The 8,879-nt window shown below is 69.4% G+C and carries 8 protein-coding genes; 3 read left to right on the forward strand and 5 right to left on the reverse strand.

Annotation, left to right across the window (positions count from 1 at the left end):
• The first annotated feature begins 101 nt into the window (after positions 1-101).
• Both eccD and mycP read left to right on the forward strand, forming a co-directional pair.
• Entirely contained in the window at positions 102-1,211 is a 1,110-nt protein-coding gene (gene eccD, locus ACFQS9_RS07730; protein ID WP_378403120.1) for a type VII secretion integral membrane protein EccD, read from the forward strand.
• Positions 1,208-2,596 carry a type VII secretion-associated serine protease mycosin gene (mycP, locus tag ACFQS9_RS07735; protein ID WP_378403227.1) on the forward strand — a complete coding sequence of 463 codons (1,389 nt, stop codon included), beginning with the start codon at positions 1,208-1,210 and terminating at the stop codon, positions 2,594-2,596. The genes eccD and mycP overlap by 4 nt, the downstream gene beginning before the upstream one ends.
• Here mycP and eccB read toward each other — a convergent pair.
• Positions 2,563-4,029, reverse strand: a complete 1,467-nt coding sequence (eccB, locus tag ACFQS9_RS07740; RefSeq protein ID WP_378403122.1) for a type VII secretion protein EccB — start codon at positions 4,027-4,029, stop codon at positions 2,563-2,565. The genes mycP and eccB overlap by 34 nt on opposite strands.
• A 136-nt stretch (positions 4,030-4,165) precedes the next feature.
• On the opposite strand from eccB, the gene eccE reads away from it, so the two are divergent.
• The gene (gene eccE / locus ACFQS9_RS07745) at positions 4,166-5,776 is read left to right on the forward strand and encodes a type VII secretion protein EccE (protein ID WP_378403124.1); all 1,611 of its coding nucleotides are present in this window, start codon (positions 4,166-4,168) and stop codon (positions 5,774-5,776) included.
• 6 nt (positions 5,777-5,782) lie between these two features.
• Here the strand turns inward: eccE and ACFQS9_RS07750 are convergent, their stop codons facing one another.
• The 4 genes from ACFQS9_RS07750 to ACFQS9_RS07765 form a co-directional block, all read right to left on the reverse strand.
• The gene (locus tag ACFQS9_RS07750) at positions 5,783-6,346 is read right to left on the reverse strand and encodes an NADPH-dependent FMN reductase (RefSeq protein WP_378403126.1); all 564 of its coding nucleotides are present in this window, start codon (positions 6,344-6,346) and stop codon (positions 5,783-5,785) included.
• A gap of 185 nt (positions 6,347-6,531) precedes the next feature.
• On the reverse strand, positions 6,532-7,413 hold the full coding sequence (locus tag ACFQS9_RS07755; protein WP_378403128.1) for an Ig-like domain-containing protein: 882 nt from the start codon (positions 7,411-7,413) through the stop codon (positions 6,532-6,534).
• A gap of 53 nt (positions 7,414-7,466) precedes the next feature.
• Entirely contained in the window at positions 7,467-8,612 is a 1,146-nt protein-coding gene (locus tag ACFQS9_RS07760; protein WP_378403130.1) for an Ig-like domain-containing protein, read from the reverse strand.
• 56 nt (positions 8,613-8,668) lie between these two features.
• The coding region (locus ACFQS9_RS07765; protein ID WP_378403132.1) for an Ig-like domain-containing protein at positions 8,669-8,879 on the reverse strand (211 nt) is incomplete at its 5' end.

Here is an 8,879-nt window from a genome sequence, read left to right on the forward strand (position 1 = left end):
GGCGACGCTGAGCCTCGGAGAGCACGGGGTTCGCGACGGCGATCTGCTCGTCCTGCAGTCGGCCCCGGCGAGCGCCCCCGCCCCCCCTCTTCGACGACATCATGCACAACGTCGCCGCCCTCGAGGCCGACCGGTACCGGCGCTGGACGCCGCTGTCGGCACGGGTGATGGGTTCGGCCGTTGCGGTTCTCGCCATGACGGCCGGCGCCGGGGCGCTGCTTCGGGCCCGTACCGAATCGGACAGTCTCCTCGGCGCATTCGTGGCCCTCTTCGTTGCCGCGCTCCTGATCACGGCGGGCACCGTCGTCAGTCGGATCTATCTCGACCGAGCCGCCGCGGTGGTGCTGTGCGGATGCGCGATGCCACTCGCGTTCACCGCCGGGGCCCTGATGGTCCCCGGCAGGCTCGGCGCCGCCGGCCTGCTGCTGGGCGCCGTGACCTGCGGCGCCGCCGCCGCGCTCGCCATGCGGATCAGCGGGGTCGGGCTGGCGCTGTTCACCGGGGTCGCCGCCGCCACCCTGCCGCTGTCGGTCGCCGCCGCCGTCGGCACGCTGACCGAACAGCCCACGTACGCGATCGGTGCGGTGCTCGCGGCTGTCGCGCTCGGCGGACTCGCCTTCGCCCCGCGAATCTCGATGCTGCTGGCCAAGCTCCCCCTGCCGCCGGTGCCCGCACCGGGTTCCGCGGTCGACATCGAAGAGGAGACCCTCGAGCCGGACGCGATACTGCCGTCCTTCGTCTCGCTCGCGTCGAGGGCGGCCCGTGCCCGGCAGTATCTCACCGGCCTCGTGTGCGCGATGACCGCGCTGACGGCCGGGGGCGCCCTGCTCGCCGCCAAGGTCTTCACCGATGGCGGAATCTTCTGGTCCGGAACCATTCTCGCGGTCGTGTGTGCCGGTGTGCTCATGCTCCGTGGCCGTACCTATGCCAGCGCCGAGCAGGCGATCCCCCTGATCGGCGGCGGTGCGGCCATCGTGCTGATGCTCCTCGTCGGTGCCGCTGTCACCAATCCCGGCCAGTCCGTCGGGGTCTTCGCGCTGACGGTGCTCGTCGCCGGAATCGCCCTGGCGCTGGGTGTCATCGCCCCGAATCAGACCTTCTCACCGGTCCTTCGTCGCAGCGTCGAGCTGCTCGACTACGCGGCGATCGCCGCGGTGGTCCCGCTGGTCTGCTGGGTGTCCGGGCTGTTCACCATGATGCGCGGACTGTGAGGGGCCACTCCCGGCGGATCCCGGTCGCGCTCGCCGGTATCGCCCTCGCGGTATCGCTCGGCCAGGCGACCGCGGTCGCCATACCTCCGCCGTCGATCGATCCCGGCCGGGTGCCGCCCAATTCGGCGCCGTCCGGTCCCAAGACCGAACTGAGGGACCCCTGTTCCACCACACAACCGGTCGGTGACCTCGCTGAGGTGCCAGCGCCGCAGCGCGCGCTGGACCTGGAGTCGGTGTGGCCGCTCAGCACCGGGCGGGGTCAGACCGTGGCGGTGATCGACACCGGGGTCGAACGGCACAGCCGCCTGCCCGGACTGATCCCCGGCGGGGACTACGTCTCCGCGGGAGACGGGACCCAGGACTGCGATGCCCACGGAACCCTGGTGGCAGGCATCATCGCGGCGAATCGCAACGGACAGACCGGGTTCGCCGGAGTCGCGCCGGACGCCCGGATCCTGAGCATCCGGCAGTCGAGCAATATCTACCGGGAAACCGACGGCCGCAAGGACGCGGAGGGCCAGAACGCGAAGGGCGTGGGCAATGTGAGCACCCTCGCCCGGGCAATCCGGCACGCGGCGGACTTCCCGGGCGTGACGGTCATCAACATCTCCGAGGTAGCATGTGTCCCCGCCGGCGCGGGCGACAGTGCGACGCTCGGCGCCGCCGTCGACTACGCCGCACGAATCAAGGACATCGTGGTGGTCGCCGCGGCGGGCAACCTCGACAGCGAGGCCTGTCGGGCATCGAACCCGCCGCCGAATCCCGCCGCGCCGCATGCGAGTCCATGGGATTCGGTGACCACCATCGCCACCCCGGCCTGGTACGACGACCAGGTGCTCGCGGTGGGCTCGGTCAACCCGGACGGTGCCCCGTCCGCCTTCACCGTCCCCGGCCCGTGGGTCGATGTCGCTGCTCCCGGCACGGACATCACCTCGCTCGACCCGCGCCGACCCGAACCGACCGGACTGACGAACTCCGTCAACGGAGGTTCGGTTCAGGGCACCAGCTTCGCCGCCCCCTACGCCGCGGGCACCGCCGCCTTGATCCGGTCGCGGTTCCCGCAGTTGAACGCCCGCCAGGTCATGGACCGGATCGAGCAGACAGCGCATGCACCCGCAGGCGGGTGGGATCCGTTCGTGGGACACGGCGTCATCGACCCGGCGGCCGCGGTGACGGCGGAGGTCCCCGGTGCCACATCGCCGCACGGCGCCCAGTCCACCGCGATGGCCATCCCCGATGCGCCCACGCCGCCCGACCACCGTCCGCGAAATGTCGCGGTGGCGGGGGTGGGCGGCGTCGCGGCGCTGCTCGGGCTGGGCCTGTTGGCCTCGTTTCCGTTGCGGCGCAGGCTTCAGCGCGACGGCGGCGAGACGTCGGCCGGCTGATCGTCGGGGGCCATCCCGTCGTGCGCCAGGAAAGCGGCCTCCCTGCCGAGCATCGGACCAGGGGCGAGCATTCCGACGATCGGCCACGGCGCCGGGACGCTTCCGTCGGCGAACCCGAGGACCTTGGCGGCCTCCGCGTTCTCGACTCCGTACCGAACTCCGGTGTCCGCGACGAAGAACAGCGCGCCCTTGCGCTCGCTGGACGGATCGATGCCCGTGGTGTGGACCAGCCCACCGCTGCCCGGTTCCAGGTAGGCGGTGTCCGCATTGGGGCCGGTTCCATCCGCCTGTGCCAGCGAAACCAACTCGGCCTCGCGACGAAGAGGGATCGCATTCCCGGTGATCACATCGACGGTGGCGCGCAGTCCGCCGTCGGACTCGTCGGCGCCGTCGATCGGCCGCCAGGACAGGCAGCTCACCGGACGGCTGTCGACCTCGACGATTTCCGGCGCCACGGCCGGGAACGTGGACACCGCCAGGTCGTTCGCCTGTGGAGCACGTGACACGACATCCGGCGTGATGCTGTCGGCGCCCGCACTGCCCTGCGAATCCGAGTACCGGATGAGATCCTCGGTGGCCTGGCTGATCCGCTGCAGTCCCCCGCGCAGCACCACATAGGACTTGGTCTCCTGCGCATCCTGGACGCGAACGACCGAACCGATCGTCTTCCCCTGCAACGGGTAGGCGGGCTGTCCACCCGCACCGTCGATCACGGGCGGCGAGATCGCGGGCGCCTCCGGGATCGCCCCGAGCAGGCCCGGGCTCACCGGCCGCGGCTCGACCCCGTCGAGGCCGAACGCGAGTGCCACCGCGCGATTGCCGGGGTCGATGCGGGCGCGCTTGCCGTCGTAGACGAGGAACGTTCCGTCCGCGCCGGTGACCAGCAGCGCCTCGCCGTCGGCGAGAGTCGAGACGTTCTCACCGAGCTCGGGATCACCGGCGATCACCGCGGTGCTGATCGCCTTCGTCCCGCCCGAGGCGATGGAATCACACACCGTCCAGGCGGTCGGCCCGCCGTGCGGAAGTGCCGACGGCGCACCGGGAATGCCCATCAGCGCACCGCGCGGACGGGTGCCGATCTCCGATTCCTTCACGATGACCGGTGTCGCCGCATCGCCCGCGATCAGGCGGGCAGACGCCAGGTTCAGCACGGGATGGAGGGTGGCCTCCACCATCACGAACATCGCCCCGGAATCCTTGCCGACGACGATCTGCGCGTCACCGATCTTGTCCTGCGGCCGGATCAAGGCCAGCGCGCCGCATCCGGCCAGGCCGATCGCGGCCAGAACCGCGCCCACCGCCAGCGCACGAGATTGCGTTCGCATCGGATCGTGCAGCATTCGTACATCCCGGCGAACCAGGGCGTGTTCCATCCGACGGACCAAGAAGCGATACCCGTTGACCTGCCAACGCGTAGTCGGCTGTGCTGCCATGTTCCCTCCCCCGTTTGGCGCGCACTACGGAGGGACACAGTACAGTTCTGCCGGGATACCGAGCGGCGGGGACCGCGCGGATCAGGGGCGATGGGGGAAGATCGTGTCTCGACGACGGGGGTCGCGTCGGCGTGTGATGCCGACGGTGTCTGTCCGAAATCTGGTGGTTGCCCAACTCCTGGGCGTAGCCGCAGGCGCGGCGGCGGCAGTCTGTGGATTGTCCTGGTGGCCCGCCGTGGCCATCGGCGCCGTCGTCGCACTGCTCGGCCTGATCCCCGTCGGCGGGCGATGCCTGCTCGATTGGGCGGTGACCGGATGGCGATATCTGCTGCGGCGCGAACGCGGCCTCGGCGCGACCTCCGACTTCCGCACCCCCTCCGGCCCCGTGGTCGGTCTGCACTGGGACAACGGGTCGGTGGTCGCCGTCATCGAGGTACTGCCGATTCCCGGCAATCTGACCCAGGTCACCCGCGACTCGTTCGAATCGGTCCACCGGCTGCCGGTAGTCGTGCTGGCCGAATCGATGACCCAGCACGACATCAGGCTCAGCGGCATCGACATCGTCAGCCACGGCTATCGCTCGAGTGCGGGAAGCCCCGCCACCGAGGTCTACGACCAGCTCGTGGGTCCATTGCCTGCGACCGCGTTGCGAACGGTCTGGCTCGCGGTCCGATTCGACGCGACCGACGAGTCCGATGCCGTCGCGCGGCGGGGCGGGGGCACGACCGGCGCGGCACGGACGGCATCGGTCGCGGCTCTGCGGATCGTCCGTGCCCTGTCCGATGCGGGCTGCGCGTCGCGGCCGCTCACCGCCGCCGAGATCACCTCCGCCGCACTACAGATCAGCCGCGGTGTGCGCCCCGATTCGTTCACCCGTTCCTGGACCCATACCCCGCTACCGGGGGTGTGCAACACCGGATACGCGGTCGATCCGCGAGTGTTGTCCGACGAATTGCTGGCGAAGCTGTGGGTGCCCTCGGGCCTCGGCACCACGGTGACGGTGCGGATGCGTCCCGGCACGCGGTCCGGCGAGATTCGGGTCGCCGCATCCGTCCGGATGACCACCCGCACCCTGCCAGAGCGGCTCGACATCCCCGGTCTCATCTCCATGCAGGGCCGGCATGCCGACGGGCTGACCTCCAACCTGCCGTTTGCCTCATCCGACCTCGACTCGCTCACCCCGTTCACCGACTTCACGACCGCACAGCTCGATGCCCTTGCCCTGCCCCTGTCGGGGTGTGGTCAGCTGATCGGCTCCGACAACTACGGACACGGGCTGACCGCCCGGATCGTGGGACCGGAGATCGAGTACGTGGACGTGCTCGGCGAGCTGTACCTTGCGCAGCAGTTGGTTTTCCGTGCCGTCGCGACCGGAGCCCGGATCCAGATCCACTCGGATCGCCCGCAGGTGTGGGGCTCGCTCATCGATTCCATCGCCACACCCGACCGGCTGCGGCTGATCGGCGATCCGACCCGGCTCGACCCGACGTTCACGGCGGTTCTGTTCGACGGGGTCGAGCCGGTGCCGCCACGCGCCGGCGTCACCACCATCCGGGTGCGCGACGTCCACGAGCCCGCCCCCGGCGTCGAACCGCAGATCTCGATCGTGCAGCCCGGTGCGAGCGGCGACCGCGTCACGCTCCGCGCCGACGGCAAACAGGTGGACCTCGTCCTGGTCACCATCGCGCAGGAGACCGCGTTCATCGGAAGGCCACGGGCCACCCGCCCGCTTCAGCCGGCCCGGTGAGGTCGGTCAGCCGGGATACGGATCGGCGGCACGCGCGGACCGCAGCGCCTCTGCCCACCATGCAAGCTGATCGAGCAGCCGGACGGAACCGTCGATCGCCGCACCGTCCGTGGTCTCTCCGTCCGGACCGAATCGCTTGCGCGCCTGGTGGAAGCTGACGGTCTGGCGGATCGAGACCATGTGCACCTCGGCAACCACCTGACGCAGTTGCTCGGTGGCGCGTAGCCCTCCGGACAACCCTCCATAGGACACGAATCCGACCGGCTTGGCCCGCCACTGCTCCTTCGCGCTGTCGATGGCGTTCTTCAGTGCGCCCGGATAGCCGTGGTTGTACTCCGGGGTCACCACGACAAATGCCTCCGCGGCGTCGACGCGCTCCCGAAAGGCGGCCGCCGCGGCGCTGTCTGACAGGTCGGCAGGCAGCGCGATGTGGGCGAGGTCGAGCGTGCCGACGTCGAACCCCTCGTGCGCCCGGGCCCGACACAGGAACCAGTCGGCGACCACGGGTGCAAACCTACCGACGCGGACGCTTCCGACGATCACCTCGAGCCGGATCGGTTCTGTTGCCACACCCCATCGAACCACGGACCTCGGACGTCCCCGGCACCCCGTGCCCCATTGTCCGGTCCTCGACGAGCCGACCACCGGGCTCGACCTGAAGCCGGGCCGAGCGATGCTCGCCCCCTCCACGCCCGCACCTCCCGACCAAGGCAGAGCCCCCGCCGAGCGTCGGCGGGGCCCTGTCGTTCACGCGTCTAGGAGCCGAAAGGCAGACCGGCCGAACCGGTGCCGCCGTCGCCACCGCCGGTGCCGCCCGACACGTTGACGGTCAGGGTCGGCGAGACCGACGCCAGGAATCGTCCGCCGCCCGAGTACACCGCGGTGATCCGGTGCGCCCCGTTGCTGTCGAACGAATGCGGGAGCATCGCCTTGCCGTCCATGACGGTGACCGGCGCTCCGAGCGGGGTGTCACCGTCCTTGAACTGCACGGTGCCGCCCGTCGGAACAGGGGCCACCGTCGCGGACAGCGGGACAACGTCGCCCGCCACTGCGGAACCGGGCACGGTCAGCCCGGTCGTGGTGGCGGTGTCCGGCGCCTCGACGGTCGCGAAGACGCCGATCGGGTTGAACACCTGCGTCGAACCGAAGGTGTTCACATCGAACGTCAGACCACTGTCGAACGTACCCAGGGGTGCGTTGTCCGGAACCTTGTACGACAACTCCAGCGACACCGTCCGGTTGACGTTCTTCGACAGCATCCACGCACTGAGCGAATTCGACACCGACACCCGGTTGTTCGCCACATCCACGCTCGGCGTCACCGCCGACGTCGAGAACGCCGACACCTTCGCACTACCCGGCACATACTCGAACCCGGCCGGATGCACATCGGTGATCTTGTTCAGATACCGATCGATGATGCTGTTGACCGAGAACTCGGTCCGATACGTCACCACCTCACCCGGAAACACCACACCATCACCGAGCAACGTCTTCGTCGCCACGATGTTCGTCGTCGTCACCGTCGCCGAGGTCTGCGTCGCCGACGCGACACCACCACCGACCCCGAGACCGAGGGCGACAACTGCCGCCACGCTGATTGCGGCCGCCGCGCGGCGCATCACCGTCTGAGACATGAGAATTCCTCCAAGGTGCTTGTGTGGAACTGAATGCGACCGGGCCCTCGTGATCAGGAGCCGAATCCGAGCGACCCGGTGCCGCCGGTGTTCGCCCCGGTGACCTTGAGCGCGGTGGCCGCGGAGGTCGACGCCTTGAAGCCGGGCGCACCCGAGTACACGGCGGTGATCTGATGGTCACCCGCGGTGTTGAACGTGAACCACAGGGTGGCCTTGCCGTCCACCACGCCCACCGGGCCGCCGATCGGGGTGTCGCCGTCCTTGAACTGGACCGTGCCGCCTGCCGGGGCGGGGGTCACGGCGGCGACCAGGCTCACCTGGACGCCGGTCTGCGCGTCGCTCGCGAGGCTGAGCACCGTCGAGGTCGCCACGTCGGGCATCGACACCGCCACCGTCGAGGGCGCTGAGGTCGAACCCGCGAATCCCGGCACGCCCGAGTACACCGCGGTGATGCTGCGCGGGCCCGCCGTCGCGAACGTGTGGGACAACGTCGCGGTGCCGTTCACAACGGTGGCCGGCGCGCCTAGGCTCACGTCACCGTCCTTGAACTGCACGGTTCCGCCCGCAACGGACGGGGACACCGAGGCCGACAGGTCGACCGCGGTACCCACGGTTGCGGTCGCGGGAGCCGTCAGCTGCGTGGTGGTCGAGGCCGGGCCCTGCACGTCGATCGTCACGCCGATCGGGTTGAACACCTGCGTCGAGCCGAAGGTGTTCACGTCGAACGTCAGACCACTGTCGAACGTGCCCGCCGGTGCATTGTCCGGAACCTTGTACGACAGCTCCAACGACACCTTGCGGTTGACGTTCTTCGACAACATCCACGCACTGAGTGAATTCGACACCGACACCCGGTTGTTCGCCACATCCACACTCGGCGTCACCGACGACGTCGACGCCGCCGACACCTTCGCGCTACCCGGCACATACTCGAACCCGGCCGGATGCACATCGGTGATCTTGTTCAGGTACCGGTCGATGATGCTGTTCACCGAGAACTCGGTGCGGTAGGTCACCACCTCACCCGGAAACACCGAACCATCACCCAGCAACGTCTTCGTCGCCACGATGTTCGTCGTCGTCACCGTCGCCGACGTCTGCGCCGCCGACGCGACACCACCACCGACCCCGAGACCCAGGGCAACAACAGCCGCGGCACTCACCGCCGCCACCGCGCGACGCATCACCGTATGAGACATGAGATTTCCTCCATTTGCAGCACCGAGCATTGTTGGATCGAGGTCGATCTGGGGATTCAGGAACCGAACTGGCTGGAGCCGAACGACCCGTCCCCACCGGAACCGGCCACCGTCACCGTGCTGGCCTGCGAACCCGCACCCGAGAAACCCGCGAACCCGGAATAGGTCGCCGTAATCGAATGCGCACCCGCCGTGTCGAAGGTGTGCGACAGCTTCGCCTTACCGTCGACCACATTCACCGGACCACCGATCGGGGTCGAACCGTCC

The organism is Rhodococcus daqingensis, from assembly GCF_042665615.1.
In the GTDB taxonomy this organism is placed as follows: Bacteria; Actinomycetota; Actinomycetes; order Mycobacteriales; family Mycobacteriaceae; genus Rhodococcus_G; species Rhodococcus_G daqingensis.

Coding starts and splice junctions, on each gene's coding strand:
- eccB (WP_378403122.1), bottom strand. CDS start 4,029: ATGGCAGCACAGCCGACTACGCGTTGGCAGGTCAACGGGTATCGCTTC.
- ACFQS9_RS07755 (WP_378403128.1), bottom strand. CDS start 7,413: ATGTCTCAGACGGTGATGCGCCGCGCGGCGGCCGCAATCAGCGTGGCG.
- ACFQS9_RS07760 (WP_378403130.1), bottom strand. CDS start 8,612: ATGTCTCATACGGTGATGCGTCGCGCGGTGGCGGCGGTGAGTGCCGCG.
- eccD (WP_378403120.1), top strand. CDS start 102: ATGCACAACGTCGCCGCCCTCGAGGCCGACCGGTACCGGCGCTGGACG.
- eccE (WP_378403124.1), top strand. CDS start 4,166: ATGCCGACGGTGTCTGTCCGAAATCTGGTGGTTGCCCAACTCCTGGGC.